Source organism: Streptomyces sp. 1331.2 (genome assembly GCF_900199205.1).
In the GTDB taxonomy this organism is placed as follows: domain Bacteria; phylum Actinomycetota; class Actinomycetes; order Streptomycetales; family Streptomycetaceae; genus Kitasatospora.
Map to the genome: position 1 here is coordinate 6086385 of NZ_OBMJ01000001.1, position 25449 is coordinate 6111833.

The 25449-nt window shown below is 72.0% G+C and carries 25 protein-coding genes and 2 tRNA genes; 22 read left to right on the forward strand and 5 right to left on the reverse strand.

Translation table 11 applies throughout. The features are described 5' to 3' along the window. Positions 1 to 5: 5 nt before the first annotated feature. Together CRP52_RS26440 and CRP52_RS26445 are read right to left on the reverse strand one after the other, a co-directional pair. Positions 6 to 575, reverse strand: coding sequence for a CGNR zinc finger domain-containing protein (locus tag CRP52_RS26440; protein WP_097238673.1), 570 nt, complete (start codon positions 573 to 575; stop codon positions 6 to 8). Between the two features lie 428 nt (positions 576 to 1003). Further along, entirely contained in the window at positions 1004 to 1417 is a 414-nt protein-coding gene (locus CRP52_RS26445) for an SsgA family sporulation/cell division regulator (protein ID WP_030056266.1), read from the reverse strand. A gap of 195 nt (positions 1418 to 1612) precedes the next feature. Between CRP52_RS26445 and CRP52_RS26450 the strand changes: the two genes are divergently transcribed. The 3 genes from CRP52_RS26450 to CRP52_RS26460 all read left to right on the forward strand — a co-directional run bounded on the left by CRP52_RS26450 (position 1613) and on the right by CRP52_RS26460 (position 2503). After that, positions 1613 to 2071, forward strand: coding sequence for a TIGR02611 family protein (locus tag CRP52_RS26450; protein ID WP_097238674.1), 459 nt, complete (start codon positions 1613 to 1615; stop codon positions 2069 to 2071). 78 nt (positions 2072 to 2149) lie between these two features. Next, a tRNA-Val gene (locus CRP52_RS26455) sits at positions 2150 to 2221 on the forward strand. A 210-nt stretch (positions 2222 to 2431) separates the two neighbouring features. Next, positions 2432 to 2503, forward strand: a tRNA-Val gene (locus tag CRP52_RS26460). 82 nt (positions 2504 to 2585) lie between these two features. Here the strand turns inward: CRP52_RS26460 and CRP52_RS26465 are convergent. Beyond that, the gene (locus CRP52_RS26465) at positions 2586 to 3353 is read right to left on the reverse strand and encodes an exonuclease domain-containing protein (RefSeq protein WP_097238675.1); all 768 of its coding nucleotides are present in this window, start codon (positions 3351 to 3353) and stop codon (positions 2586 to 2588) included. 171 nt (positions 3354 to 3524) lie between these two features. Here CRP52_RS26465 and CRP52_RS26470 point away from each other — a divergent pair, with 171 nt between their 5' ends. From CRP52_RS26470 to CRP52_RS26485, 4 genes are all read left to right on the forward strand, one after another. Beyond that, a complete protein-coding gene (locus CRP52_RS26470; protein ID WP_097238676.1) occupies positions 3525 to 4079 on the forward strand; it encodes a DUF4365 domain-containing protein in 555 nt (184 codons plus the stop codon). A 32-nt stretch (positions 4080 to 4111) separates the two neighbouring features. After that, the gene (locus CRP52_RS26475; RefSeq protein ID WP_097238677.1) at positions 4112 to 5275 is read left to right on the forward strand and encodes a hypothetical protein; all 1164 of its coding nucleotides are present in this window, start codon (positions 4112 to 4114) and stop codon (positions 5273 to 5275) included. Between the two features lie 88 nt (positions 5276 to 5363). Then, positions 5364 to 7343 carry a threonine--tRNA ligase gene (thrS, locus tag CRP52_RS26480; protein WP_097238678.1) on the forward strand — a complete coding sequence of 660 codons (1980 nt, stop codon included), beginning with the start codon at positions 5364 to 5366 and terminating at the stop codon, positions 7341 to 7343. Between the two features lie 146 nt (positions 7344 to 7489). Further along, the gene (locus CRP52_RS26485; protein WP_097238679.1) at positions 7490 to 8050 is read left to right on the forward strand and encodes an HIT family protein; all 561 of its coding nucleotides are present in this window, start codon (positions 7490 to 7492) and stop codon (positions 8048 to 8050) included. Positions 8051 to 8129: 79 nt separating this feature from the next. Here CRP52_RS26485 and CRP52_RS26490 read toward each other — a convergent pair whose 3' ends face one another. Then, a complete protein-coding gene (locus CRP52_RS26490; protein ID WP_097238680.1) occupies positions 8130 to 9776 on the reverse strand; it encodes a hypothetical protein in 1647 nt (548 codons plus the stop codon). Positions 9777 to 9981: 205 nt separating this feature from the next. Here CRP52_RS26490 and CRP52_RS26495 point away from each other — a divergent pair, with 205 nt between their 5' ends. Then, the gene (locus CRP52_RS26495) at positions 9982 to 10413 is read left to right on the forward strand and encodes a thiol-disulfide oxidoreductase DCC family protein (protein WP_097238681.1); all 432 of its coding nucleotides are present in this window, start codon (positions 9982 to 9984) and stop codon (positions 10411 to 10413) included. Here CRP52_RS26495 and CRP52_RS26500 read toward each other — a convergent pair. After that, positions 10401 to 12449 (reverse strand): elongation factor G-like protein EF-G2, encoded by a 2049-nt coding sequence (locus CRP52_RS26500; protein WP_097238682.1) that lies wholly within the window; start codon positions 12447 to 12449, stop codon positions 10401 to 10403. The genes CRP52_RS26495 and CRP52_RS26500 overlap by 13 nt on opposite strands. Before the next feature lie 268 nt (positions 12450 to 12717). On the opposite strand from CRP52_RS26500, the gene pgsA reads away from it, so the two are divergent. From pgsA to secF, 14 genes are all read left to right on the forward strand, one after another. Beyond that, positions 12718 to 13365 (forward strand): phosphatidylinositol phosphate synthase, encoded by a 648-nt coding sequence (gene pgsA, locus CRP52_RS26505; RefSeq protein WP_097238683.1) that lies wholly within the window; start codon positions 12718 to 12720, stop codon positions 13363 to 13365. A gap of 16 nt (positions 13366 to 13381) precedes the next feature. Continuing rightward, the gene (locus CRP52_RS26510) at positions 13382 to 14344 is read left to right on the forward strand and encodes a phosphatidylinositol mannoside acyltransferase (RefSeq protein WP_257032867.1); all 963 of its coding nucleotides are present in this window, start codon (positions 13382 to 13384) and stop codon (positions 14342 to 14344) included. A 68-nt stretch (positions 14345 to 14412) separates the two neighbouring features. Continuing rightward, complete coding sequence (locus CRP52_RS26515; protein ID WP_097238684.1) at positions 14413 to 15597, forward strand: glycosyltransferase family 4 protein; 1185 nt, start codon at positions 14413 to 14415, stop codon at positions 15595 to 15597. A 61-nt stretch (positions 15598 to 15658) separates the two neighbouring features. Then, entirely contained in the window at positions 15659 to 16024 is a 366-nt protein-coding gene (locus CRP52_RS26520; RefSeq protein ID WP_097238685.1) for a 5-carboxymethyl-2-hydroxymuconate Delta-isomerase, read from the forward strand. Positions 16025 to 16053: 29 nt separating this feature from the next. After that, entirely contained in the window at positions 16054 to 16599 is a 546-nt protein-coding gene (locus CRP52_RS26525; protein WP_257032868.1) for a hypothetical protein, read from the forward strand. A 129-nt stretch (positions 16600 to 16728) separates the two neighbouring features. After that, positions 16729 to 17640: a pyridoxal 5'-phosphate synthase lyase subunit PdxS gene (pdxS, locus tag CRP52_RS26530; RefSeq protein WP_063346811.1), complete on the forward strand. Its 912-nt coding sequence runs from the start codon at positions 16729 to 16731 to the stop codon at positions 17638 to 17640. Between the two features lie 97 nt (positions 17641 to 17737). Further along, a complete protein-coding gene (gene pdxT / locus CRP52_RS26535; protein WP_097240361.1) occupies positions 17738 to 18358 on the forward strand; it encodes a pyridoxal 5'-phosphate synthase glutaminase subunit PdxT in 621 nt (206 codons plus the stop codon). Positions 18359 to 18436: 78 nt separating this feature from the next. After that, the gene (locus tag CRP52_RS26540) at positions 18437 to 19195 is read left to right on the forward strand and encodes a YebC/PmpR family DNA-binding transcriptional regulator (protein WP_049651428.1); all 759 of its coding nucleotides are present in this window, start codon (positions 18437 to 18439) and stop codon (positions 19193 to 19195) included. A 159-nt stretch (positions 19196 to 19354) separates the two neighbouring features. Then, positions 19355 to 19918 carry a crossover junction endodeoxyribonuclease RuvC gene (gene ruvC / locus CRP52_RS26545; protein WP_097240362.1) on the forward strand — a complete coding sequence of 188 codons (564 nt, stop codon included), beginning with the start codon at positions 19355 to 19357 and terminating at the stop codon, positions 19916 to 19918. After that, complete coding sequence (gene ruvA / locus CRP52_RS26550) at positions 19915 to 20526, forward strand: Holliday junction branch migration protein RuvA (protein ID WP_097238686.1); 612 nt, start codon at positions 19915 to 19917, stop codon at positions 20524 to 20526. The genes ruvC and ruvA overlap by 4 nt, the downstream gene beginning before the upstream one ends. 91 nt (positions 20527 to 20617) lie before the next feature. Then, positions 20618 to 21703, forward strand: a complete 1086-nt coding sequence (gene ruvB / locus CRP52_RS26555) for a Holliday junction branch migration DNA helicase RuvB (RefSeq protein ID WP_097238687.1) — start codon at positions 20618 to 20620, stop codon at positions 21701 to 21703. 260 nt (positions 21704 to 21963) lie between these two features. Further along, a complete protein-coding gene (gene yajC, locus CRP52_RS26560; RefSeq protein ID WP_097238688.1) occupies positions 21964 to 22371 on the forward strand; it encodes a preprotein translocase subunit YajC in 408 nt (135 codons plus the stop codon). A gap of 147 nt (positions 22372 to 22518) precedes the next feature. Then, positions 22519 to 24342, forward strand: a complete 1824-nt coding sequence (gene secD / locus CRP52_RS26565) for a protein translocase subunit SecD (protein ID WP_373560524.1) — start codon at positions 22519 to 22521, stop codon at positions 24340 to 24342. A 4-nt stretch (positions 24343 to 24346) separates the two neighbouring features. Next, positions 24347 to 25447: a protein translocase subunit SecF gene (gene secF, locus CRP52_RS26570; protein ID WP_097238689.1), complete on the forward strand. Its 1101-nt coding sequence runs from the start codon at positions 24347 to 24349 to the stop codon at positions 25445 to 25447. Positions 25448 to 25449: the final 2 nt, after the last annotated feature.

Below are 25449 nucleotides of genomic sequence, written 5' to 3' on the forward strand. Positions count from 1 at the left end.
GGCCCTCAGGCGGAGGGGACGGCCTCCGCCGAGCGCTGCCGCGCCCGGTAGGCGGCGACGTGCAGCCGGTTGCCGCAGGTGCGGCTGTCGCAGTAGCGCCGGGAGCGGTTGCGGGAGAGGTCGACGAAGACCCGCGCGCAGTCCGGCGCCTCGCACCGGCGCAGCCGCTCCCGCTCGCCCGCCATGAGGATGAAGGCCAGCGCCATGCCCAGCTCCGCCGCCAGGTGGTCGCCGAGCGCGGCGTGCGGCGCGAAGTAGTGGATGTGCCAGTCGTGGCCGTCGTGGTCGGTGAGCCGGGGCGTGGTGCCGGCGGCGGCGACGATCGCGTTGACGAGTTCGGCGGCCTCCTCGGTGGACTCCGTCCGGAACACCTCGCGCAGCCGGGTGCGCAGCTCGTGCACCCGCTGCAGGTCGTCCTCGGTCAGCGAGTCGATCTCGCTGATCTCCTGGCCGACCACGAAGGCGTCCAGGGCGGCGACGTCCGGCAGCCGCTCGGCGCCGCACACCTCGGGTGCGGTGTTGAGCAGCTCCACGAGGATGCTCAGCGCGCACTCGGTGTCATGGGTGATCAGCACGTTGGGGGCTCCTCGCGCAGGGGGACTCCGATACCCCGCGTCCACGGTTACCCCAGACCATACCGGGCCTTGTGCCAGAAGGGCGGCGTGTTCTTTCGAAGGCTTGTGCGGGATCCCGGCAGAGCATCCGAAACCGGGCGCCGCCCCGGTACCCGGTTTCGAAGCGGCGCCCGACCGGGTGGCTGCGGGCGGCCCCGGAAAGACGTCGGCGCCCGGCACCGAGGCCGGCCACCCGTACGGATGACCGGCCTCGGTGCCGGGCGCCTTCGGTGCTGCGGACCCGCTCCGGTGGGAGCGGGCCGCCACCGGGCCCCGAGACCGCGTCGTGCGCGGCTGAGTCCGCTGCCGTGCCCCCGAGTAGGACGGCTGCGATGACGGCAGGGGGTGCGGCCCCGCCGACGGCGGGGCGTGACCGCCTCCGGGCGGGGTCAGCTTTCGGCGAGGATGTGGGACAGCTCCCGGTCGAGGTCGAAGTGACGGTGTTCGGTGCCGGGGGGCACGGCGGCGTCCGTCCGCTTGAGGAACGACTCAAGCGCCCGGGCCGGGGCCTCCAGCAGGGCCTCTCCTTCCGGAGAGCTCAGTGCGATGCAGACCACCCCTTGCCCGTGGCTGCGCGACGGCCACACCCGGACGTCGCCGGTACCGGTGGGTCGGTGCAGCCCCTCCGCGAGGAGATCTCGGGCGAACACCCACTCCACGGTCTCGTCGGCGCCCGTGTGGAACGTGGCGTGCACGGCATAGGGGTCGGCGGTGTCGTAGCGCAGGCCCGCGGGGACGGGCAGTGAGGACTCGCTGGACACGATGAGGCGCAGGTGCAGCTCGCAGCTGACCGTGGTGTTCATAAGCGCCATGGCCTTTCGCTCAGTGTGCGCTCGGGGAATCGCACGTCGGCGAACGGACCATCCCACCCCCAAGACCGATGTAAACCCCTCTGTCCCGATTCGGGCGCGAGTCGTACCCCTTACGGCGCATTGCGGAATCGCCGCGGTGCGGCCGGGCCCGGCATTAGCGAGGTACTTCTTGGTTAGTTTCCTGGCATGACTGTGCGAAACGACAAGACGGGCGGGAACACGAGAACGGGTGAACCGGCTGCGGCGGATGACGCGGCGGTCGGCGGTGGCCGGGCGGCGGGCTCGCGGGCTCCGGCCTTCGTCCGTCGCTCCCCGGCGCTGCACCGGGCCTGGCAGGTGGCGGTGTTCCTGGCCGGCCTCGCGGTGGTGGGGCTCGGCGTGGTCATGCTGCCGCTGCCCGGACCCGGCTGGGTGGTGATCTTCCTGGGCATGGGGATCTGGGCCACCGAGTTCGCCTGGGCCCGGCTGGTCCTGCGCTGGACCCGCCGCAAGGTCGCCGAGGCCGCCCACCGGGCCATGGATCCGCGGGTGCGCCGCCGCAACCTGACGGTCACCGCGATCGGGCTGGCCGTCCTCGTCGGCGCGGGCGGCTGGTACCTCGCCCGGTACGGCCTGGTCGTGCCCTGGAGGCTGGACGAGAGGTGAGCCGCCAGGGCCCGGGGCCGTGGGCCGGGAGGGTGTTCGGACCACCCTCCGGGATGCGGTAATGTTTTCCCTGCACCCGGGCGATTAGCTCAGCGGGAGAGCACTTCGTTCACACCGAAGGGGTCACTGGTTCGATCCCAGTATCGCCCACCGGAATGCATTGTGATACGTGAGGCCCAGCCGATTATCGGCTGGGCCTCACGTGTATTTCCGGAATCCTCCTGAAGGGCCGTCCGTAATCGGCTGAGGCACAGTCATCTTCCGCGTGGAGCGCGAGTTCTGCGGATGTGCCGGCCGCACCCCGGAAGGGGCGAGTTGTACGACGACCCCCGAATGGTGCTATGGTTCTTCTCGTTGCCCGGGCGATTAGCTCAGCGGGAGAGCACTTCGTTCACACCGAAGGGGTCACTGGTTCGATCCCAGTATCGCCCACCGGACAGCACGCAGGCCCTGACCAGGAAACCGGTCAGGGCCTGCGGCGCGTCCAGGGGCCGGAGGCCCGGGAGTCGCCAGGCTAGGCCGCCGCCTCGCACACGTGCTCCTGCTCCAGCCGGCGCCCGCAGCCGCACCGGGCCGGTCGCAGCGGCCAGGACAGGTCCACCCGCTCCGTCGCGCCCGAGCGGTCGAACCAGCTCTGCAGCCCGCGCGCCTGCGCCGCGTGCCAGACCGTCTGCCGCAGGTGCAGTTCGGCCGCCGTCAGACCGCCGAGCGCCGCCGGGTAGCGGGCGCCTATCCGCCGGGTCAGCGTCAGCGAGGCCGTCGCGTCCGCCGCCGCGTCGTGCGCCCCGGCCAGCTCCACGCCGTAGTGGGCGCACAGGTCGGTCAGCGTTCGGCGGCCCTTGCGGTAGCGGTCCACGTGCTTGTCCAGCACCCGTGGATCCACCACCAGCAGGCTGCACCCCTCCAGCCCGCCGCCCAGCGTCAGCCCGTGATGGCGGCGCAACTCCCGGTCCAGCAGCGTCAGATCGTACGGCGCGTTCATCACCACCAGCGGATGCCCGGCCCGGGCCTCGGCCGCCAGCGCGCGGGTGACCTCCGCCACCACCGCCCGGGCCGGGCGGCCGTGGGCGCGCACCTGCTCGTCGGAGATGCCGTGCACCGCGCGGGCGCCGTCCGGGATCGGGACGCCCGGATCGGCGAGCCAGGTGGTGGTCCGCACCGGTGCGCCCGGGGCGAGTTGGACGACCAGGGCGGCCGAGACGATCCGATCGGTCTCGACGTCCACGCCGGTGGTCTCGGTGTCGAAGGAGGCGAGTGGGCCGGTGTACCAGAGCTGCTGCATGACTGCCCCTCAGACGAGCGTTGCCGCGCCCGGTTGATACCCGGTTCTGACGCCGCTTCAACCCGTTTGGCCCAGGCCCCGCCGGGGATCCTGCCCATGACCGTCCCGTTTCGCATGACTGGCGCCGTTCGAATCCGGACGGGCCCGGAGCCGGGGGAGGCGACGGGGGCGATGGCACTGACACAGCCGCAGCCCGAGGGGGCGGCGGCCGTCCTGCGGGGCAACCTCGCGGTCACCGCCTGCATGGAGACCCTGCAGGTCGGCTACCTGCACGCGGTCGCCGCCGCGGCCGGCTGCTCGCTCTCCCAGCCGTTCCCGGACAACGGCATCGACTGGCAGGTCAACCACGGCTCCCGGGCGCACCAGGTGGACGACGAGGTCACCATCAAGATCCAGCTCAAGGCCACCCAGCAGATCGCCCCCGACCCGGCCGGACGGTTCTTCAGCTTCACCCTGGACAACGACCACCTGCGCAAGCTCGCCCGGGCCCGGGTCGCCGTCCCCCGGATCCTGGTCGTGATGCTGCTGCCGAGCCGGGTCGACCACTGGCTCCGGGCCCGCCCGGACGCCCTGGAACTGCGTCACTGCTGCTACTGGGTCAACCTGGCCGGCCACCCGGTCACCGGACAGCGGCGCACCAACGTCCGGGTGCCCACCGACAAGGTCTTCGACGACCGGGCGCTCTGCGACATCATGGCCAGGGTCGGCGCGGGCGGCAGCCCGTGACGGCCCGGCCCAGGCAGCGAGGAGTCGACCCCATGACACCGCCGCACGGACCGGGCGAGCCGGCCCGCCCCCTGCCCGACCCGGCCACCGTCGACCCCGCGGTGCTGGCCACCCTGCTCGCCCGGCACGGCTGGGTCCGCCGCGGCGGCCCGGCGGCGCGGTACGGACGCTGGACCCCGCCCGACGGCGAACCGGGCACCAGCCTGCTCGTCCCGGCCGGCGACGGCTTCGACGACGCGGTCGAACTCCTCGCCGACGCCGTCACGGCGCTCTCCCGCTCCCGCACCCCCTCCGCCCGCTCGATCCTGCTCGCCCTCGCCGTCCCCGGCGACGAACTGCGCTGGCACCGCGAACCGCCCGGCCCCGCCGACGTCGCCTCCTGGGACGACGCCGAGCGGCTCCGGCAGGCGGCCCGCGGGATGCTCGCCGCCGGGGCCAAGGCTGCCCGCACCCGGGCCGCCTACTTCGGCGCCCGGCTGGACGCCCTGGCCGGGGACTTCCTGGACCGCGTCCTGGTGGTCGAACAGGGCGCCGCCCTCACTGCGTACACCCCCGCCCCCGAGGGCCGCGCCGCCGTCACCACCCTCGTCCGCGCCCTGGAGTCGCTGCGAGACGCGGTCGACTACCGCCGGGTCAGCGGCGGGCCGGAGGCCTTCGAGAACGCCGTCCAGGCCGGGGTCAGCCGGGAACTCGTCCAGTCCGTCGAGGAACTGGTCCGCGATGCCACGGCGGCCCGGCTCTCCGTCGCCTGGTCGCCCGCCGCCGGGATCCCGGGCGGCTTCGGGGACCGCCGGATCGTCCTCGACTTCTCCCCCGGGGACCTGCCCGCCCTCACCGAGGCCGCCGAGCTGCTGGAGCGGATCGAGCCCGCCGTCGCCGTCACCGTGATCGGGGTGGTCACCCGGCTCAAGCGCAACGACCCTGCCGGGCCCGGCTCGGTCCGGCTGCGCGTGCTCGGCGGCGCCGAGGTCCGCGACCTCAAGCTCCGCCTGCCCGACCCCGACTACCGGCTGGCCGCCGAAGCCCACCTCGCGGGCCTGCCGGTGCGGGTCTCGGGGCGGCTGGAGCGGCACGGCGGCTTCCGCCGGCTCACCCGCGCGCACGGCCTGGAACTGTGCGGCTGGGAGGAGGGCGACCGGGAGCGGCTGCTGAAGTCGCTCGGCGAGGCGGGCGAGGAAGGGGGAGCGGGGACGTAGGTGGACGGTGGGGGCGGCGCTCTCGGTACCATCGTCACGCGCAGCGCAGTGTTGCGTCCTCTGAAATCCAGCACGTCAGGAGAGACCGGTGACGGACGTCCGGGTAATCATCAGCCGCGAACCCGATCGGGAAGAGCGCGTGGTGACGACGGGCACCACGGCCGCCGAGCTCTTCGCCGACGACCGCTCGATCATCGCCGCCCGCGTCGGCGGCCAGCTCAAGGACCTCGCGTACGCCGTCCAGGACGGCGACGAGGTCGAGCCGGTCGCGATCGACAGCAAGGACGGCCTCGACATCCTGCGCCACTCCACCGCGCACGTCATGGCCCAGGCCGTGCAGCAGCTCTACCCCGAGGCCAAGCTCGGCATCGGCCCGCCGGTCAAGGACGGCTTCTACTACGACTTCGACGTCGAGAAGCCGTTCCACCCCGATGACCTCAAGGCCATCGAGAAGAAGATGCAGGAGATCATCAAGCGCGGGCAGAAGTTCTCCCGCCGCGTGGTCACCGACGAGGACGCCCGCGAGGAGCTGGCCGCCGAGCCGTACAAGCTGGAGCTGATCGGCCTCAAGGGCTCCGCGGCCACCGCCGGCGAGGGCGCCGACGTCGAGGTCGGCGCGGGCGAGCTCACCATCTACGACAACCTGGACGCCAAGAGCGGCGAGCAGTGCTGGGGCGACCTCTGCCGCGGCCCGCACCTGCCCAGCACCCGCCACATCCCGGCGTTCAAGCTGATGCGCAACGCGGCCGCCTACTGGCGCGGCAGCGAGAAGAACCCGATGCTCCAGCGCATCTACGGCACCGCCTGGCCGACCAAGGACGAGCTGAAGGCCCACCTCGACTTCCTGGTCGAGGCCGAGAAGCGCGACCACCGCAAGCTCGGCAACGAGCTCGACCTCTTCTCCATCCCCGAGGAGATCGGCTCCGGCCTCGCCGTCTTCCACCCCAAGGGCGGCATCATCCGCCGGGCGATGGAGGACTACTCGCGCAAGCGGCACGAGGAAGAGGGCTACGAGTTCGTCTACACCCCGCACGCCACCAAGGGGAAGCTCTTCGAGAAGAGCGGCCACCTCGACTGGTATGCGGACGGCATGTACCCGCCCATGCAGCTCGACGAGGGCGTGGACTACTACCTCAAGCCGATGAACTGCCCGATGCACAATCTGATCTTCGATGCGCGCGGCCGCTCCTACCGCGAACTGCCGCTGCGCCTCTTCGAGTTCGGGACGGTGTACCGCTACGAGAAGTCCGGCGTCGTGCACGGCCTGACCCGCGCCCGCGGCTTCACGCAGGACGACGCTCACATCTACTGCACCCGCGAGCAGATGGCGGAGGAGCTCGACTCCACGCTGACCTTCGTGCTCAACCTCCTTCGCGACTACGGTCTGACCGACTTCTACCTGGAGCTGTCGACCAAGGACCCGGTCAAGTACGTCGGCAGCGACGAGACCTGGGAGGAGGCCACCGCCGTCCTGGCGAGCGTGGCCGAGAAGCAGGGGCTGCCGCTGGTTCCGGACCCGGGCGGCGCGGCCTTCTACGGCCCGAAGATCTCGGTGCAGGCGCGGGACGCCATCGGCCGGACGTGGCAAATGAGCACGATTCAGCTGGACTTCAACCTGCCCGAACGTTTCGATCTTGAGTACACGGCGGCGGACGGCTCGCGTCAGCGGCCGGTCATGATCCACCGCGCGCTCTTCGGCTCGATCGAGCGGTTCTTCGCGGTGCTGCTGGAGCACTACGCCGGCGCCATGCCGCCGTGGCTGGCCCCGGTCACCGTGACCGGCATCCCGATCACCGACGAGCACGTGCCGTACCTGCTGGAGGTTGCGGCCGAGCTCAAGAAGCACGGGATCCGGGTCGAGGTCGACACCTCGGACGACCGCATGCAGAAGAAGATCCGCAACGCGCAGAAGACCAAGGTCCCGTTCATGCTGATCGCCGGCAACGACGACGTCGAGGCGGGTGCGGTCTCCTTCCGCTACCGCAACGGCGAGCAGAAGAACGGCGTGCCCCGTGACGAGGCCATCGCCGAAATCGTCGATGCTGTGGCGCGCCGTGTCCAGGTGTGACGTGGTCCCCGTCTGAGCGGGGGAAATCCGTCGAGTTGGATCGTGGAGATCCGACAGGTGCGGCAGGCCCCGCCCTGGCGGGGATGTGCGGGGCAGGCTCTCGATGAGTCTGCCCCGCGCGGCTTTGCAAGCCCGGTCGGGCGAATATGCTGATCAGCATGACGACTGAGCCGGAACTGCAGCGGGGCGTCGGTGAGCCGGACGGCTTCCGCCGCCTGTGGACCCCCCATCGGATGGCGTACATCCAGGGTGAGAACAAGCCCACCGGCCCGGCTCCGGACGACGGTTGTCCGTTCTGCTCGATCCCGTCGCTGAGCGACGAGGACGGGCTCGTCATCGCCCGGGGGAGCGCCGTGTTCGCGGTGCTGAACCTGTACCCGTACAACGGCGGCCACTTGATGGTGGTCCCGTACCGGCACGTGGCCGACTACACCGACCTGGACGAGGCGGAGACGGCCGAGCTGGCCGACTTCACCAAGAAGGCGATGACCGCGCTGCGCGCGGCCTCCGGGGCGCACGGGTTCAACATCGGGATGAACCAGGGCGCCGCGGCCGGCGCCGGGATCGCGGCGCACCTGCACCAGCACGTGGTGCCGCGCTGGGGCGGGGACACCAACTTCATGCCGGTGGTGGGCCACACCAAGGTGCTGCCGCAGCTGCTGGCGGACACCCGCAAGATGCTGGCCGAGGTCTGGCCGCAGGGCTGACCCCGGGTACGAGGAGGGGCCCGTCACCGAGACGTTCGGTGGCGGGCCCCTCTCCGTGCGTGCGGGTGTGCGTACGGGCTCAGCCGGCGTTGAAGGTGTCGACGTCGTACGGCCGGCTGCCCTGCGCCTCGGACTTGATGATCGAGGTGCGGTTCTTGAAGAAGCGGTCGGCGTCGAGGTCGTGCTCCTGCAGGAACTCCAGCGTGGCGGTGTGGACCGCGTTGAGGACCGGCACGGAGGCGTTCATGGCGTTGTCGATCATGGTGCGGCTGTCCCAGGCACGGCCGACCCAGACGTGCCGCAGGCCGAACGGCTCGGGCAGGCCGAGCCCGCCGCCGAGCCAGCCGAGCAGGCCGGGCATCCGGTAGAAGGGGGCCCGGACGGCCTGGCGGACGACCTCGTCGTTGTCGATCAGGGGGAGCTTGACCGTCCGCTCCTCCCAGAACTTCACGGTCTTGTTGACCGTCTTCTCCTTGTCCTTGGGCTTGTCGAAGAAGACGCCCTTGACCGGGCCGAGCGCGTAGCCGGCCACCGAGATGGTCAGCACGTTGGCGAGCAGGGTGACCGTGACGGTGAAGGTGATGACCAGCTTGCCGTCGTGGGTGATGAATTGGGTGGCGAGGTAGTGCCGGGGGCCGCCCGGGAAGGTCTGCTTGTCGGCGATGCTCTGCACGGCGAAGTCGCGCATCCGGTCGCCGTCCATGTCGGCGTTGCCGGGGCGGCTGATCTCGTCGGCGCCGGCGCCGATGTCGAAGACCACCCACTGCTTGATCGCCACGTTGGGGATGCCGCTGTTGGCGACGTGGCTGACGCCGAGGCCCTTGAGGTGGGAGGAGATCCGGCGGACCAGGTCCCAGGGGTGGAAGGCGCGGAAGTCGGCGTGACCCTCGGCGGGGTGGAGGGTGTCGGCCAGGCGCCACTCGCCCCAGCGGCGGCCGGCGCCCAGGATGCCCTTGGGGACGGCGTAGTGCTGGACGTTGGTCTCCTGCTCGGCGTCCAGCCGACCCAGCTTGTCGCGCAGGTCGACGGCCTTCTTGTCGAGGTCGTCGCGCGGGACGGCCTTGGCGACGGTGGCGGCCACGGCGCTGCCCTCGACCAGGGACTGCCAGCGGGCGCGCAGGTCCTTGGCGGAGCGCAGGACCACCCGGCGGGCGAGGTACCAGCCGATGACCGGGGCGAGCATGGTGACCCGCAGGTAGACGCCCAGCGGGCCGGTGGCCGGCGGGCGCACCGTGAGGATGACGGCCAGGACGGCGGCCAGCACGAGGGTGATGGCGCCGTAGACGGCCGCGTTCTTCGGGTTGTCCCGCTTGAGCCAGGCCCGGACCTGGAAGGCGGCGAGCCAGAGCACGGTGCCGGGCAGGGCGAGCAGGCCGGTGAGGAGGGTGATGCCGGTGAGCTTGCGGTCGCGGGTGTGGCGCAGTTCCTCGGCGGCCAGGCAGTGCTCGACGACCTGGCGGGTGTCGACGCCGAAGGACGGGACGAGGGGTTTGCGCTTGCTGCCGAGGGCGCGGGAGACGAGCGCCTTGCTGAAGGCCTCGCCGGCGTTGGGGCGGAAGAGGGCGAAGCGGCCCTTCTTCTCCGTGGCGTCGGTGACGGCCTCCACGAAGGCGCCGACCTCGCCGTCGCGGTAGGCGGCCGAGGAGAGCGCCTGGGTGACGGCGGTCTGCGGGCCGGCGTCCGTTCGGGGTATCTGCGCACCCGGGGTCATGTCGAGCGTGGTCACGGTGGCGTCCCCTCCTCCCCTTGTCAGCGGCAGGTTACCGTGCCGCGCCACCCCGGCGCCGATGATCGTCTGAAGTACCGTCACGATCGAGCCGTGCCGGGCCCGGGAGGCATGATGCCCGGTTGGAGGGCGGTCGATACCCGCCGGGGCGGGCCGGGACGGGGTGGAGGAGGATGGTGGGGGAATCGAGGAAAGGGGAGCCGCGGTGAAGGATCCGGTGCTGGTCTTCGACGGGGACTGCGCGTTCTGTTCGTCCTGTGTGCGGTGGGCCGAGCGGTACCTGCGGCAGACGCTGGCCTCGGGGGGCTGGGAGGCGGTGGCGTTCCAGTTCGCGGATCTGGCGGGGCTGGACGCGCTCGCGGGCGGCCGGGGTGAGGTGTCGGCCGAGCGGGCGGAGCGCGAGGTGCTGTGGGTGACGCCGACCGGGCGGGTGTACGGGGGCGCGCAGGCGGTCGCGCGGCTGCTGATGCGCTCCGGCGGGGCGTGGGCGTACCTGGGCGCGGTGTTGACGGCGGCGCCGGTGCGGCCGGTGGCGGCGCTGGCCTACCGGTGGGTGGCGCGCAACCGGCACCGGCTGCCGGGGGGTACGGCGGCGTGCGCGCTGCCGAACCGGCCCGGGGCTGCTCAGTCGGTGTAGCGCTCGGCCAGGGCGGCGGGCATGGGTTCGTGGCGCAGGTAGGCGCGGGAGAACTCGGCGGTGCCGTGGGTGAGGGAGCGCAGGTCGACCGGGTAGCGGACGAGTTCGAGTTCGGGGACCTCGGCGCGCAGCAGGGTGAGGCCGTGGCCGCCGGTCTCGGTGCCGAGGACGCGGCCGCGGCGGGCGGAGAGGTCGCCGAGGACGGCGCCGAGGTAGTCGTCGGGCAGCAGGACGCTGACGGCGGCGACGGGTTCGAGCAGGCGGATGACGGCGTGTTCGGCGGCGTCGCGCAGGGCGAGGGCGGCGGCGTTCTGGAAGGACGCGTCGGAGGAGTCGACGGAGTGGGCCTTGCCGTCGGTGAGGGTGACCCGGACGTCGACGAGCGGGTGTCCGGTGGCGATGCCCTTGGCGAGCTGGGCGCGGACGCCCTTCTCGACGGAGGGGATGAAGTGCTTGGGGACGGCGCCGCCGACGACGTGCTCCTGGAACTCGAAGCCCGAGCCGGCCGGGAGGGGTTCGACCTCCAGGTCGCAGATGGCGTACTGGCCGTGGCCGCCGGACTGTTTGACGAGGCGGCCGTGGCCGGCGGCGGCGGTGCCGAAGGTCTCGCGCAGGGCGACCTTGGGTTCGACGGTGTCGACGTGGACGCCGTGGCGGGTGCGGAGGCGGTCGAGGACGACCTCGGCGTGGGCCTCGCCGGTGCACCAGAGGACGAGCTGGTGGGTGTCGGGGTTCTGTTCGAGGCGTAGCGCCGGGTCCTCGGCGCTGAGGCGGGTGAGGGCCTGGGAGAGCTTGTCGTCGTCGGCCTTGCTGTGGGCTTCGACGGCGATCGGGAGCAGGGGTTCGGGGAGCGTCCAGCCGTCGAGTTCGACGGGGTGTCCGGGGTCGTGGACGGTGTCGCCGGCCCGGGCGGTGGTGAGTTTGGCGGCGCAGACGAGGTCGCCGGCGACGGCGTGCGGGACGGGGCGCTGGAGCTTGCCGAAGGGGCTGGTGAGGGCGGTGACGCGTTCGTCGCCGTCCTGGCCGGCGGTGTGGGCCGGGCCGAGCAGGTGGATCTTGGTGTCGGGGCGCAGGGTGCCGGCGTACAGGCGCAGCAGGCTGATCCGGCCGACGTAGGCGTCGCCGGTGATGCGGACGACCTGGGCGGCGAGCGGGGCGTCGGGGTCGCAGTCGGGGGCCGGGCGGGTGCGTTCGGTGGGGTCGGGGAAGGTGTGCGCGATGAGGTCGAGGAGTTCGGTCGCGCCCAGGCCGTTCTCGCTGGTGGGGACGGCGGGGTGGAGGGCGCAGGCGAGGACTTCGCGGCGCAGGCCGGCTTCGAGGGAGTCGGTGTCGAGGGTGTCGCCGGCGAGGTAGCGCTCCATGAGGGTGTCGTCCTGGCCGGAGATGGCCTCGACGAGGCTGTCGTGGGCGGGGCCGGTCTCGGGGAGCGGGCTGGCGTCGCCGTAGGTGTCGCCGGTGAGCAGGTCGACGCTGCCGTCGGGCCGGCCGTCGTGGAGGACGGGCAGGAAGAGCGGGCGGAGGGTGTCGGGGCCCAGGTCGAAGGCGTCGTGGCAGGCGGTGAGGATGTCGTCGAAGCTCGTGCGGGCGAGGTCGAGTTTGGCGACGGCGACGGCGCGGGGGATGCCCTCGGCGGCGCACTCGCGCCACAGGGCGCGGGTGGGGGCGGTGACCGGGTCGGTGGCGGAGACGACGAAGACGGCGGCGTCGGCGGCGTGCAGGGCGGCGCGCAGGTCGGCGGTGAAGTCGGGGTGGCCGGGCGGGTCGAGCAGGTTGATCTTGACGCCCTTCCATTCGAGCGGGAGCAGCGAGAGCTGGACGGAACGCTGCTGCTGGTGCTCGATGTCCTCGTGGTCGGAGACGGTGGTGCCGTCGGTGACGCGGCCGGCCCGGCCGGTGGCGCCGGCGGCGAGGGCGAGGGATTCGGCGAGGGTGGTCTTGCCCACACCGCTGGAACCGATCAGGACGACGTTGCGCAGGTCCCGGGGGCCGGTGACGGCGGGTGCCTGGCCGGCTCGTGCCGTGCTGCGGTCGGGCATCGGGGTCTCCTCCCGTGGCGCCGAGGCTGTCCATCGCAGTCTAGGGGCGGGTGTCACGGCGGCGCGTGTCGTAGGGCTGGTCGGTCGGCCACTCGGTGACCGGACGGATGCGTGCGGTGGGCGGGGGCCGGTGCGCCGCGGTGCGTGCGGCGGAGCGTGTCGTCGGCGTGGCTACGATGGGTGCGCCGGACGGGCTGATCCGTTCGGCCGTCTGCCGCGCGTGCTGCGCCAGGCGGGTATCCGGTAGATCGGAGCGGCTGGGAAGGCCATGCTCAACAAATACGCGCGTGCCTTCTTCACACGTGTTCTGACCCCGTTCGCCGCGTTCCTGATCCGGCTGGGCGTGAGCCCGGACGCCGTGACGCTGATCGGTACCGCCGGTTCGGTGGCCGGTGCGCTGGTGTTCTTCCCGCGTGGGGAGTTCTTCTGGGGCACCATCACGATCACGCTGTTCATCTTCTCCGACCTGGTGGACGGGAACATGGCCCGCCAGCTGGGCCGGACCAGCAAGTGGGGGGCGTTCCTGGACTCCACGCTGGACCGGGTCGCGGATGCGGCGATCTTCGGCGGGCTGGCGATGTGGTACGCGGGCAAGGGTGACGACAACCTGCTGTGCGCGGTGGCGATCTTCTGCCTGGCGAGCGGACTGGTGGTGTCGTACACCAAGGCGCGGGCGGAGAGCCAGGGCCTGCCGTGTGATGTGTCGGGGCTGGTGGAGCGGGCCGAGCGGCTGGTGGCGAGCCTGGTGGCGGCCGGGGTCGCGGGTCTGCACAAGTTCGGTGTGCCGTACGTGGAGTGGCTGCTGCCGGTGGCGCTGTGGCTGGTCGCGGCGGGCAGCCTGGTGACGGTGTTCCAGCGGATGCTGACCGTGCGCCGCGAGGCGTTCGAGGCCGACCGAGCGGCGGCCGGGAGCTGATGGGGGGCGTCCTGCGGTGACGGACCGACTGGTGTACTGGGCGTACGCGCTGGGCTGGGGGGTGCTGAAGCACCTGCCGGAGCCGGTGGCGCGGGGGCTGTTCGACCGGCTGGCGGACTACGCGTGGCGCAAGCGCGGCAAGCGGGTGCTGCAGCTGGAGGCGAACCTGCGCCGGGTCCGGCCGGGGCTGGAGGAGGCGGCGCTGCGGTCGCTGTCGCGGGCCGGGATGCGCTCCTACCTGCGGTACTGGATGGAGTCGTTCCGGCTGCCGGTGTGGAGCCGGGAGCGGGTGGCGCGGGACGTCCGGGTGGAGGGCTTCGAGCACCTGCGGGCGCCGATGGAGGCCGGGCGGGGCGCGGTGATAGCGCTGCCGCACATGGGGAACTGGGACCTGGCGGGTACCTGGGTCGCGCAGCAGGGCTACCCGTTCACCACGGTCGCCGAGCGGTTGAAGCCGGAGCGGCTGTTCGACCGGTTCGTGGCGTTCCGGGAGGGCCAGGGCATGGAGGTCCTGGCGTTGACCGGTGGCGGGGTGAACGTGATCGGCACGCTGGCGCGGCGGCTGCGCGAGGGCCGGCTGGTGTGCCTGGTGGGGGACCGGGACCTGTCGGAGGCGGGCATCGGGGTGTCGTTCTTCGGCGAGGCGACCCGGATGCCGGCCGGTCCGGCGGCGCTGTGCCAGCGGACCGGGGCGGCGCTGCTGCCGGTGACGCTCTGGTACGACGGTCCGGTGATGAGGGCGCGGATCCACCCCGAGGTGGCGGTGCCCGAGGAGGGCAACCGCAAGGAGCGCACGCAGGCGATGACCCAGGCGATGGCGGACGTGTGGGAGCGCGGGATCCGCGAGTACCCGCAGGACTGGCACATGCTGCAGAAGTTCTGGCTCGCCGACCTTCCCGTCCGTGAGACGGTGAAGGAGGCGGCCGCGGTGCGCACGGAGGCGGCTCCGGAGCCGGCGGCCGAGGCCTCCGGGTCCTGAAACCCGTCCGGTCGCTGTTCCGGCCGGTGCTGAGCCGGTACGACTGTCCGAAGGAGCTTGAGGAACCCGTGAAGATCGGCATCGTCTGCCCGTACGACTGGGACGTCCCCGGTGGGGTCCAGTTCCACATCCGGGACTTGGCCGAGCATCTGATCGGCCTGGGGCACGAGGTGTCGGTGCTGGCGCCGGCCGAGGACGACGAGGCGCTGCCGCCGTACGTGGTCTCGGCCGGGCGGGCGGTGGCGGTGCCGTACAACGGGTCGGTGGCGCGGCTGAGCTTCGGCATCCTGTCGGCGGCGCGGGTGCGGCGGTGGCTGCACGACGGGCGCTTCGACATCCTGCACGTGCACGAGCCGGCCTCGCCGAGCCTGTCGATGCTGGCCGCCTGGTCGGCGACCGGGCCGATGGTGGGGACCTTCCACACCTCCAACCCGCGCTCGCGGGCGATGATCGCGGCCTCGCCGATCCTGCAGCCCGGCCTGGAGAAGATGCGGGCCCGGATCGCGGTGTCGGAGTACGCCCGCCGGACCCTGGTGGAGCACCTGGGCGGGGACGCGGTGGTGATCCCCAACGGCGTGGACGTGGGCTTCTTCGCGGACGCGGAGCCGGACGGGCGCTGGATGGGCCACGCGGCGAAGGGGGAGCCGGGCACGATCGGCTTCATCGGCCGGATCAACGAACCGCGCAAGGGCCTGCCGACGCTGCTGGCGGCGCTGCCCGGGATCCTGGCCGAGCGTCCGGGGGTGCGGCTGCTGGTGGCGGGCAAGGGCGACGAGGAGGAGGCCGTCGCGGGCCTGGCGCCGGAGGTGCGCCGGCAGGTGGAGTTCCTCGGGATGGTGAGCGACGAGGAGAAGGCCCGGCTGCTGCGCAGCGTGGACCTGTACGTGGCGCCGAACACCGGGGGCGAGAGCTTCGGGATCATCCTGGTCGAGGCGATGTCGGCGGGCGCCCCGGTGCTGGCGAGCGACCTGGACGCGTTCAAGCAGGTGCTCGACGGCGGGGACGCCGGCGAGCTGTTCCCGGTGGAGGACGCGGACGCGCTGGCCCGTACGGCGCTGCGGTTGCTGGGCGATCCGGCGCGGCTGGAGGAGCTGCGGAAGGCGGCCTCGCGGCACGTGCGGCGGTTCGACTGGTCGACGGTCGGCGCGGACATCCTGGCGGTGTACGAGACGGTCACGGCGGGGGCCGCAGCGGTGGTCGAGGAGGACGAGCGCAGCGGGCGGTGGAGCCGGTTCGGGTTGGCCCGGGACTGACCCCGGCTGTCCGCGGGGTTAGGGTCGGGCGACCGTACCGCTGTGAACCATGGGGGCAACGATGCCGCAGATCTCCGTCGACTACTCGTCCGGCCTGGCCGGTTCCTTCGACCGCCGGGCGCTGGGCCTGGCGATCAACCGGCTCGCGGTGAAGACGATCGACGCCAAGCCGGAGGCGTGCAAGACGCTGTTCCGGGCGAGCGACGACTTCGTGGTGGGGGAGGCCGAGGAGCCCGCCGCGCAGGTGTACGTCGAGTTCCAGATCTTCCCGGGCCGCACGCCGGAGGCGAAGGCGGCGCTCAGCGAGGGCGTACTGGCGCTGCTGGCCGAGCACGTCGCGCCGGCGGCCGGCACCCGGCTGTACACCGCGGTGAACATCTCGGACATCGATCGGGAGAGCTACCGCAGCACGACCGCCGCAGGCTGAGCCGGTGACACCCGGTAGCGTTGCGCCCCGTGACTACCTGGATCTGGGCCGGCGTGGCCGTGGTGCTCTTCGGCATGTACCTGAGTTGGACGGCCGGCCGCTTGGACCGGCTGCACGCCCGGATCGACGCCGCGCGGGCGGCGCTGGACGCGCAGCTGGTGCGTCGGGCCTCGGTGGCGATGGAGCTGGCGACGTCCTCGCTGCTGGACCCGGCGGCCTCGCTGCTGCTGCTGGACGCGGCGCACGCGGCCCGGCAGGCCGACGACGAGCAGCGCGAGGTGGCGGAGAGCCAGTTGAGCCTGGCGCTGCGGGCGGTGCTGGAGGAGCCGGAGCAGGTGGCGGCGCTGGTGGCGGAGCCGGGTGGCGAGGACGCGGTTCGTGATCTGACGGCCGCGGTGCGCCGGGTGCCGATGGCCCGGCGGTTCCACAACGACGCGGTGCGGGCGGCGCGGGCGGTGCGCGAGCACCGGTTGGTGCGGTATTTCCGGTTGGCCGGGAAGGCCCCGTTCCCGATGGCCTTCGAGATGGACGACGCCCCGCCGCCCGCCCTCACGCCCGAGGGGGCGCCTGCTTAGGGTGTTCCACGGATACGGCCCGTTTGTCGTGTCCCGTCGTTCGGGCTGGACTGGGTGGCACATGGAGGTGCCACTCCGTCCGCCTACCATAGGGCGATAGCACTGGTTCATCTTCGAGTGAGGTCTCACGTGTCCACCACCCCCACCACCGCAGACCAGCCGCAGATCGGCACCGCCCGGGTCAAGCGCGGCATGGCCGAGCAGCTCAAGGGCGGTGTGATCATGGACGTGGTCAACGCCGAGCAGGCCAAGATCGCCGAGGACGCCGGCGCGGTGGCCGTCATGGCGCTTGAGCGGGTTCCGGCCGACATCCGCAAGGATGGCGGCGTGGCCCGCATGTCCGACCCGAACATGATCGAGGAGATCATCGAGGCGGTCTCCATCCCGGTGATGGCCAAGTCCCGCATCGGTCACTTCGTCGAGGCCCAGGTCCTGCAGTCGCTGGGTGTCGACTACATCGACGAGTCCGAGGTGCTGACCCCGGCCGACGAGGTCAACCACTCGGACAAGTGGGCCTTCACCACTCCCTTCGTCTGCGGCGCCACCAACCTGGGCGAGGCCCTGCGCCGCATCGCCGAGGGTGCGGCCATGATCCGTTCGAAGGGTGAGGCCGGCACCGGCAACGTGGTCGAGGCCGTCCGCCACCTGCGCCAGATCAAGAACGAGATCGCCAAGCTGCGCGGCTTCGACAACAACGAGCTGTACGCCGCCGCCAAGGAGCTGCGCGCCCCGTACGAGCTGGTCAAGGAGGTCGCCGAGCTCGGCAAGCTGCCGGTCGTGCTGTTCTCCGCCGGTGGCGTGGCCACCCCGGCCGACGCCGCGCTGATGCGCCAGCTGGGCGCCGAGGGCGTCTTCGTCGGCTCCGGCATCTTCAAGTCGGGCGACCCGGCCAAGCGCGCCGCCGCCATCGTGAAGGCCACCACCTTCTTCGACGACCCGAAGATCATCGCGGACGCCTCCCGCAACCTCGGCGAGGCCATGGTCGGCATCAACTGCGACACCCTGCCGGAGACCGAGCGCTACGCCAACCGCGGCTGGTAATCCCGCAGCTTCCGAGTCGGCCCGCCGCAGCGCCTCGGCGCCTGCGGCGGGCCGCGCCACGTACTCCCGTAGTAACGATCGATTGAGGTTGAAGACCGTGAGCACTCCAGTCATCGGCGTCCTCGCCCTGCAGGGCGACGTCCGCGAGCACCTCGTGGCGCTGGCCGAGGCCGACGCGCTCGCCCGCCCGGTGCGCCGTGCCGAGGAACTGGCCGAGGTCGACGCGCTGGTGATCCCCGGCGGGGAGTCGACCACCATGTCCAAGCTGGCGCTGCTGTTCGGCGTGATGGGCCCGCTGCGCGAGCGCGTCGCCGCCGGGATGCCGGTGTACGGCACCTGCGCGGGCATGATCATGCTGGCGGACAAGATCCTCGACGGCCGCGAGGACCAGGAGACCGTCGGCGGCATCGACATGACGGTGCGCCGCAACGCCTTCGGCCGGCAGAACGAGTCCTTCGAGTCCGGGATCGCCTTCAAGGGCATGGACGACGCGCCGGTGCACGGCGTCTTCATCCGCGCCCCCTGGGTCGAGGCGGTCGGCGCGGGCGTCGAGGTCCTGGCCGAGCTGCCCGCCGCGGACGGCCCGGAGAGCCGGATCGTCGCCGTGCGCCAGGGCAACCTGCTGGCCACCTCCTTCCACCCGGAGCTGACCGGCGACCACCGGGTGCACGGGTACTTCGTGCGGATGGTCGAGGAGCACCTCAGCGCCGCGAAGTGACGGCGGTCCTACCACCGGTGGCGACACCGGTAAGATCTCTTCTGTTCATTTCCCTTTGGCGACGTAAAGGAGCTGGCGATGTCCGGCCACTCTAAGTGGGCTACCACCAAGCACAAGAAGGCCGTGATCGACGCCAAGCGCGGCAAGCTCTTCGCCAAGATGATCAAGAACATCGAGGTGGCGGCGCGCACCGGCGGTCCCGACCCGGCGGGCAACCCGACCCTCTACGACGCCATCCAGAAGGCGAAGAAGAGCTCGGTCCCGATCGACAACATCAACCGCGCCGTCAAGCGCGGTGGCGGTCTGGAGGCCGGCGGCGCCGACTACCAGACCATCATGTACGAGGGCTACGGCCCGAACGGCGTCGCGGTCCTGATCGAGTGCCTCACCGACAACCGCAACCGCGCCGCCTCCGACGTGCGCGTCGCGATGACCCGCAACGGCGGCTCGATGGCCGACCCGGGCTCGGTGTCGTACCTGTTCACCCGCAAGGGTGTCGTCATCGTCCCCAAGGCCGACGGCGTGGACGAGGACAAGCTCTTCGAGGTCGTCCTCGACCAGGAGCCCGAGGAGATCAACGACCTCGGCGACTCGTTCGAGATCGTCTCCGAGGCCTCCAAGATGGTCGCCGTGCGCACCGCGCTGGTGGACGCCGGCGTCGACTACGACTCGGCCGAGGCCAACTTCCTCCCGAGCATGCAGGTCGAGCTGGACGTCGACGGCGCCCGCAAGATCCTCAAGCTGATCGACGCCCTGGAGGACAGCGACGACGTGCAGAACGTCTTCGCCAACTTCGACATCTCCGACGAGGTCGGTGCGCAGCTCGACGCCGAGTGACACGGCATCGATCGATCGACGGTGAGTGATCGTTCTCACTGCCCGGCCCGGTGGTCCCAGGACCGCCGGGCCGGTGTCGTCGGTCGCGTTGTCGGACCCGAACGATAGCCTGCGCAGGTCACTCCGGTGAGTGGCGAGTCGACGGGAGGCAGAGCTGTGGTGCGGGTACTGGGCGTGGACCCGGGGCTGACCAGGTGCGGGGTCGGCGTGGTCGAGGGCGCGCCGGGCCGGCCGTTGCGGATGGCCGGGGTCGGCGTGGTGCGCACGCCCGCCGAGGCCGAGATCGGGCAGCGGCTGCTCCTGGTCGAGCAGGGGATCGAGGCCTGGCTGGACGAGCACCAGCCCGACCTGGTCGCCGTCGAGCGGGTCTTCGCCCAGCACAACGTGCGCACCGTGATGGGCACCGCGCAGGCCAGCGCGGTCGCGATGCTCTGCGCGACGCGCCGCGGCATCCCCGTCACCCTGCACACCCCGAGCGAGGTCAAGGCAGCCGTCACCGGCTCCGGCCGGGCCGACAAGGCCCAGGTCACGGCCATGGTGCAGCGCCTGCTGCGGCTGGACGCCCCGCCCAAGCCCGCGGACGCCGCCGACGCCCTGGCGCTGGCGATCTGCCACATCTGGCGCGGCGGGGCGACCAACCGGCTTGAGGCTGCCGTCCTGGCCGCCCGCGCCACGCCCCGCTCCACCCCGCGCTCCACGCCCCTGAGAGGAACAATCCGGTGATCGCCTTCGTGCAAGGGCCCGTGGCGGCCATCTCCGCCGGGACGGCGGTGGTCGAGGTCGGCGGGGTGGGCATGGCGGTGCAGTGCACTCCGAACACCCTGGCCGGCCTGCGGCTGGGCGAGCCGGCCCGGCTGGCGACCTCGCTGGTGGTCCGGGAGGACTCGCTGACCCTCTTCGGGTTCGCGGACGACGACGAGCGCGCCGTCTTCGAGATCCTGCAGGCCGCGCCGGGTGTCGGCCCCAAGCTGGCGCAGGCGATCCTCGGGGTGCACAGCCCCGACGCGCTGCGGGCCGCGGTCGCCGGCGGGGACGAGAAGGCGCTGGTCGCCGTGCCCGGCATCGGCAAGGCCAAGGCGGCCAAGCTGTTGCTGGAATACAAGGACAAGCTCGGCGCCCCGCACGGCGCGGTGCCCGCGCAGAAGCCGCTCGCGGCCGGCCCGGCGCCGTGGAGCGAGCAGCTGCACTCCGCGCTGACCGGTCTCGGCTACGCCCCGCGCGAGGCGGACGAGGCGGTCGCGGCCGTCACCCCGGAGGCGGAGGCGCAGCAGACGCCGGACGTCGGGGCGCTGCTGCGGCTCGCGCTGCGCGGCCTCAACCGGGCCCGCTGAGGCCAACTGACGATCTGTCCATTTGTCGACCGTATCGACGGTATCGACCGTGTCGACCACGTCGACCACGGAGACTTGGGAGCCCGCGACGATGTACGACTCGGAACCCGCCGACCGGCTGGTCACGGCGGCCGCCGATGGTGAGGACCAGGCGGTGGAGGCGGCGCTGCGCCCCAAGCTGCTGGACGAGTTCATCGGCCAGGAGCGGGTGCGCGAGCAGCTGTCCCTGGTGCTCCAGGCCGCCCGCAAGCGCGGCAGCGCACCCGACCACGTGCTGCTGAGCGGGCCGCCCGGGCTGGGCAAGACCACCCTGTCCATGATCATCGCCGCCGAGCTGGGCGCCCCGATCCGGATCACCTCCGGCCCGGCCATCCAGCACGCGGGGGACCTCGCGGCGATCCTCTCCTCGCTCACCGAGGGCGAGGTGCTCTTCCTCGACGAGATCCACCGGATGTCCCGGCCGGCCGAGGAGATGCTCTACATGGCGATGGAGGACTTCCGGGTCGACGTGATCGTCGGCAAGGGCCCGGGCGCGACCGCCATCCCGCTGGAGCTGCCGCCCTTCACCCTGGTCGGCGCCACCACCCGGGCCGGCCTGCTGCCGCCCCCGCTGCGGGACCGCTTCGGCTTCACCGGGCACATGGAGTTCTACGCCCCGAGCGAGCTGCAGCGGGTGGTGCACCGCTCGGCGGCCCTGCTGGACGTCGAGATAGACCCGGCCGGCGCCGCCGAGATCGCCGGGCGCTCGCGTGGCACCCCGCGCATCGCCAACCGGCTGCTGCGCCGGGTCCGCGACTACGCGCAGGTGCGGCACGACGGCGTGGTCACTCCCGAGATCGCCGCCCAGGCGCTGGACGTCTACGAGGTGGACGCCCGTGGTCTGGACCGGCTGGACCGTGCGGTGCTGGACGCGCTGCTGCGGCTGTTCGGCGGCGGCCCGGTCGGTTTGTCGACACTCGCGGTCGCCGTGGGGGAGGAGTCCGAGACGGTCGAGGAGGTGGCGGAGCCCTTCCTGGTGCGCGAGGGCCTGCTCGCCCGGACCCCGCGCGGGCGGATCGCCACCGCCGCCGCCTGGCAGCACCTGGGCCTGACCCCGCCGGCCCAGGCAGGGTCGGCCCAGACCTCGCGCGGCAGCGTGCCGGCCCAGTCGGAGCTGTTCCCCGCCGACGAAAGTTGACCGCCGTCGGCTGAACGGGTGAGTCGGACCCGGAGGTTCCCGCCCGGCGGCGGCGCCGCGCCGCATGGAGGAGCCGGGATCGAAGCCCGGGGAAACAGTGCAGGCGGAGGCTCGCCACTTTCGGCGGCAGGATGCGATGCTTGGCGTTGTCCGATCGAATCGGGGTCGCCTAGACTCCGCCGGACCGCCCCTCTCACCTGACGGGCCGACCAATACCACACAGGCCGCCGGCCGGCGGCCCGTAAAGGACCCTGGCTGCAGTGAACCTCATCATCCTTCTCCTCCCGATCATCGCGATCGTGCTCATGTTCCGGTCGCAGAAGAAGCGCCAGTCGCAGATGCAGCAGATGCAGACGGCGCTGGAGCCGGGGGCCGGAGTGCGCACCATCGGCGGTCTGTACGCCCAGGTGAAGGCGGTCAACGACGAGACCGTCGAGCTGGAGATCGCGCCCGGCGTGGTCACCCACTTCACCAAGAGCGCGATCGCGGCCGTCCTGGACCCCCAGGAGTACGACGCGATCATCAACGGCCGCCCCGCCGACGACGAGCTCCCCGAGCCGGAGGCCGAGGACGCCGACGCCGCGCCGGTCGAGGACAAGCCGCTGACGCTGACCAAGGACAGCGCCGCGAAGGGCGATGCCGAGGGCGGGGCTCCCGCGAGCAAGTAGTACGGACGGGCAACCCGCCCGGCCGCGCGGCGCAGTGCCGCGAGCCCACAGGACCTCAGGGCCGCAGAACCGCCGGACCCCCGTTCCGCCACGAGCCGGACGGGGGTCCGGTCGGGGAAGTGGCATGGACAGGGAGAAACGAGCAAGGTGGCAACACCCAAGTCGCGCCCGCGCGACGGCTACCCAGGACGGGCGCTGGCCCTCATCCTGGTCGTCACCGTCGGACTGGTCGCCCTCATGTTCGGGACGGGCAACACCAAGCCCCGGCTCGGGATCGACCTCGCCGGCGGCACCAGCATCACGCTGACCGCGAAGTCGACCGACCCCAAGGCGATCAACAAGTCCAACATGGACATCGCCACCGGGATCATCGAGCGCCGTGTCAACGGGATGGGTGTCTCCGAGGCGGAGGTCCAGACCCAGGGCGAGAACACGATCATCGTGAACATCCCCAAGGGTGGCGACCGGCAGAACGCGGCGGACCAGGTCGGTACCACCGCCAAGCTGTTCTTCCGTCCGGTCCTGGCCGTGGCGCCCAGCGGCGTCACCGTCCCGGCGCCCACCGGCACCCCGTCCGCCGGTGCCTCCGGCACCCCGGCCGCGACCCCGTCGGCCGCCGCCGGCGCCGCGACCGGCACGCCGTCCGCGACCGCGAGCGCCACCAAGCAGGGCCGCACCGTCGGCGAGGCACTGGCCGCCGAGGGCGCCAGCCCGTCGGCCGCCGCCACCGGCGCGAGCACGGCCCCGTCCGCCCCCGCGGCCGGCGCGCCGTCGGCCGCCGCCACCGGCGCCCCGAGCGCCGCGGCCACCCCGCCGAGCGCCGCCGACCTCAGCGCCGCGATGACCCAGGGCACCGTGCCGCCGGAGCTGTCCGCCGCCTTCGCCGCCCTCGACTGCTCCAAGCCCGAGGTCCGCGCCGCGCAGACCGGCCCCGAGGACAAGGCCGTCGTCGCCTGCTCCCAGAAGGCGGGCAAGAACGGCTACTACGAGAAGCTGGCGCTCGGCCCGGCGGCCGTGAAGGGCGCGGACGTCTCCAAGGCCCAGGCCACCTTCGACACCCAGACCGCTCAGGGCTGGCAGGTCCAGCTGCAGTTCAACGGCACCGGCACCGACGCCTTCGCCAAGGTCACCGGCCAGCTGGCCAGCCAGACCCCGCCGACCAACCAGTTCGCCATCGTGCTGGACAACCAGGTCGTCTCGCACCCGCAGGTCAACGGCCCGATCCCGGGCGGCACCGCGGTCATCACCGGCGGCTTCACCCAGGCCGAGGCGCAGGACCTGTCCAACGTGCTGAGCTACGGCGCCCTGCCGCTGGAGTTCGTCAAGAGCGACATCACCACCGTCTCCCCGGCGCTCGGCAGCGACCAGCTCAAGGCCGGCCTGGTGGCCGGCGCGATCGGCATGCTGCTGGTGGTCGCCTACTCGCTGGTCTACTACCGCGGCCTCGGCCTGGTCTCGATCGCCGGTCTGGTCGTCTCGGCGATCCTGACCTACTCGATCATGAGCCTGCTCGGCGGCGGGATCGGCTTCGCGCTGAACCTGCCCGCGGTCTGCGGTGCGATCGTCGCGATCGGCATCACCGCCGACTCCTTCATCGTGTACTTCGAGCGCATCCGCGACGAGGTCCGCGAGGGCGCCCCGCTGCGCCCGGCGGTCCAGCGGGCCTGGCCGCGCGCCCGGCGCACCATCCTGGTCTCGGACTTCGTCTCCTTCCTCTGTGCCGCCGTGCTCTACGTGGTCTCGGTCGGCAAGGTCCAGGGCTTCGCGTTCACGCTGGGCCTGACCACCGCGCTCGACGTGGTGGTGATCTTCCTCTTCACCAAGCCGCTGATCACGCTGCTGGCCCGTCGCAAGTTCTTCCTGGACGGCCACCCGTGGTCCGGCCTGGACCCGAAGCGGCTGGGCGCCCGCCCGCCGCTGCGCAGCAGCCGTCGCCGTAGCTCCTCCTCTGCCGCCGTGAAGGAGGCCTGACACCGTGTCGCGCTTCTCCAATCTGGGCCACCGGCTCTACCAGGGCGAGGTCAGTTTCGACTTCGTCGGGCGCCGCAAGCTCTGGTACTCCATCTCCGGCGTGATCGTGCTGGTCGCGGCGATCGGCCTGGCCATGGGCCTGCACCTGGGCATCGAGTTCAAGGGCGGCTCGGTCTACACCGTGGCCAAGCCCGGTCTGACCGTCTCGCAGGCGCAGGAGAAGGCCGACCAGGTCGTCTCCTCGCACCCGCTGGTGCAGTCGACGGACAACGGCAAGATCCGGATCCAGGTCAGCACCGAGGAGCCGAAGAGCTCCGACGAGGTGCGTTCGCAGCTCGCCGAGAAGATCGGCGTTCCGCTGGACACCGTCGAGGCCCAGGTGATCGGCCCGAGCTGGGGCAAGCAGATCTCCAACAAGGCGCTCACCGGCCTGATCATCTTCATGATCCTGGTGACGGCCTACCTGGCGATCGCCTTCGAGTGGCGGATGGCGGTGGCCGCCCTGGTCGCCCTCATCCACGACCTCCTGATCACCATCGGCGTCTACGCCCTGGTCGGCTTCGAGGTCACCCCGGGTACGGTGATCGGCTTCCTGACGATCCTCGGTTACTCCCTCTACGACACGGTCGTCGTCTTCGACACCGTGAAGGAGAACACCAAGGGGCTCACCAAGCAGAACAAGCTCACCTACAGCGAGGCCGCCAACGCGGGCCTCAACCAGACCCTGGTGCGTTCGCTCAACACCACCGTGGTCGCGCTGCTGCCGGTCGCCGCACTGCTGTTCATCGGCGGTGGCCTCCTGGGCGCCGGCACGCTGAACGACATCTCGCTGGCGCTGTTCATCGGCCTCGCGGCCGGTGCCTACTCCTCGATCTGCGTCGCCACCCCGCTGCTGGCGCAGCTCAAGGAGGAGCAGCCGGAGCTGAAGGCGCTGCGCAAGCGCGTCCTGCAGCACCGGGCCGCCGCGGCCGCCAAGGGCGAGGTCGCGGACGCGGTGTCCGAGGGCGAGCTCGCGGAGGACGGCCAGCCTGCGGGTATGGTCGGTCAGCGCGGCCGGGCGGCCGGCACCTCGCGTGCCAAGGGCCGTCCGTCCACCAAGCGCTGATC

Excerpts from the sequence above, each read along its gene's own strand:
- CRP52_RS26500 (WP_097238682.1), bottom strand. The coding sequence starts at position 12,449 with ATGCCCGACCGCAGCACGGCACGAGCCGGCCAGGCACCCGCCGTCACC.
- pgsA (WP_097238683.1), top strand. The coding sequence starts at position 12,718 with ATGCTCAACAAATACGCGCGTGCCTTCTTCACACGTGTTCTGACCCCG.
- CRP52_RS26475 (WP_097238677.1), top strand. The coding sequence starts at position 4,112 with ATGACACCGCCGCACGGACCGGGCGAGCCGGCCCGCCCCCTGCCCGAC.
- CRP52_RS26540 (WP_049651428.1), top strand. The coding sequence starts at position 18,437 with ATGTCCGGCCACTCTAAGTGGGCTACCACCAAGCACAAGAAGGCCGTG.
- CRP52_RS26450 (WP_097238674.1), top strand. The coding sequence starts at position 1,613 with ATGACTGTGCGAAACGACAAGACGGGCGGGAACACGAGAACGGGTGAA.
- ruvB (WP_097238687.1), top strand. The coding sequence starts at position 20,618 with ATGTACGACTCGGAACCCGCCGACCGGCTGGTCACGGCGGCCGCCGAT.
- CRP52_RS26520 (WP_097238685.1), top strand. The coding sequence starts at position 15,659 with ATGCCGCAGATCTCCGTCGACTACTCGTCCGGCCTGGCCGGTTCCTTC.
- CRP52_RS26485 (WP_097238679.1), top strand. The coding sequence starts at position 7,490 with ATGCTGATCAGCATGACGACTGAGCCGGAACTGCAGCGGGGCGTCGGT.
- CRP52_RS26445 (WP_030056266.1), bottom strand. The coding sequence starts at position 1,417 with ATGAACACCACGGTCAGCTGCGAGCTGCACCTGCGCCTCATCGTGTCC.
- CRP52_RS26465 (WP_097238675.1), bottom strand. The coding sequence starts at position 3,353 with ATGCAGCAGCTCTGGTACACCGGCCCACTCGCCTCCTTCGACACCGAG.
- CRP52_RS26470 (WP_097238676.1), top strand. The coding sequence starts at position 3,525 with ATGGCACTGACACAGCCGCAGCCCGAGGGGGCGGCGGCCGTCCTGCGG.